Origin of the sequence: Pseudomonas sp. EGD-AK9 (assembly GCF_000465935.2) — a bacterium.
Classification (GTDB): Bacteria; Pseudomonadota; Gammaproteobacteria; order Pseudomonadales; family Pseudomonadaceae; genus Aquipseudomonas.
This window is the reverse complement of record NZ_AVOF01000622.1, coordinates 1-1,090: the sequence shown is the minus strand read 5'-3', so window position 1 is coordinate 1,090 and position 1,090 is coordinate 1. Positions and strand designations below refer to the sequence as shown.

At 68.2% G+C, this 1,090-nt stretch carries 1 protein-coding gene and 1 pseudogene; both read right to left on the bottom strand.

Going from position 1 to position 1,090, the window contains the following annotated elements:
* Nucleotides 1–167 (bottom strand): annotated as a pseudogene (locus N878_RS21780) (phosphoglycolate phosphatase); the annotation flags it as partial.
* Complete coding sequence (gene rpe, locus N878_RS21775) at nt 164–838, bottom strand: ribulose-phosphate 3-epimerase (RefSeq protein WP_021445645.1); 675 nt, start codon at nt 836–838, stop codon at nt 164–166. The pseudogene N878_RS21780 and the gene rpe, both read right to left, overlap by 4 nt.
* Between the last annotated feature and the right edge of the window lie 252 nt (nt 839–1,090).

Below are 1,090 nucleotides of genomic sequence, written 5' to 3'. Positions count from 1 at the left end.
ACCCAGTCGCGCACGCGGTCGACGCCGGCCGGCTCGCGGCCCAGTTCGACCAGCATGCGGTCGACCGCCGCGGCCAGGTCCGGTACCGAATCCACCAGGGTGCCGTCCAGGTCGAACATCACCAGACGCGGCAGCTCGCCGCGGCACAGCGCGCGCAGCGGTTTCATCCGCGCACCTGGGCCAGTTCGGCGCGCATGGCGTCGATCACGGCCTTGTAGTCAGGCTGGTTGAAGATCGCCGAGCCGGCGACGAAGGTGTCGGCGCCCGCCGCAGCGATCTCGCGGATGTTCTGCACGTTAACCCCGCCGTCGATCTCCAGGCGGATCTCGCGGCCGCTGGCATCGATCAGCGCGCGCGCCTCTTTGAGTTTATCCAGGGTGGCGGGGATGAACTTCTGCCCGCCGAAGCCGGGGTTGACGCTCATCAAGAGGATCATGTCGACCTTGTCCATCACGTACTTGAGCACGTCCAGCGGGGTGGCCGGGTTGAACACCAGGCCGGCCTTGGCGCCGCCGGCCTTGATCAGCTGCAGCGAGCGGTCGATATGCTCGGACGCTTCCGGGTGGAAGGTGATGTAGGAGGCGCCGGCCTCGATGAAGTCGCCGATGATGCGATCCACCGGCTTGACCATCAGGTGCGCGTCGATCGGCGCGGTGATGCCGTACTTGCGCAGCGCCGCGCAGACCATCGGGCCGATGGTCAGGTTGGGCACGTAGTGGTTGTCCATCACGTCGAAGTGAACGATGTCCGCCCCGGCGGCGAGCACGTTGTCGACTTCCTCGCCCAGACGGGCGAAGTCGGCGGAGAGGATCGACGGGGCGATGGCGAAGGGTTGCATGGCGCACCTCGGGAGGTATTCACGAAAAGGTGCGCATTGTAGCAGCCCCGACCCAAGGTCGGGCGCCGCCCGCGGTCGCTGACAAGCGCCAGCGGAACCGGCTAGGCTGCAGGGCAGATTGCCCGAGGAGCCCGTCATGCCCGCACGTTTTTCCCCGCTCGCCCTGGCCCTGCTGCTGGCGCTGCCCGCCCAGGCCGAACAGCAGGACAGCCCACCCGGCAGCGCCGCGGCAGCCGAGACGCCGAGCGAGGA

Excerpts from the sequence above, each read along its gene's own strand:
- rpe (WP_021445645.1), bottom strand. The coding sequence starts at position 838 with ATGCAACCCTTCGCCATCGCCCCGTCGATCCTCTCCGCCGACTTCGCC.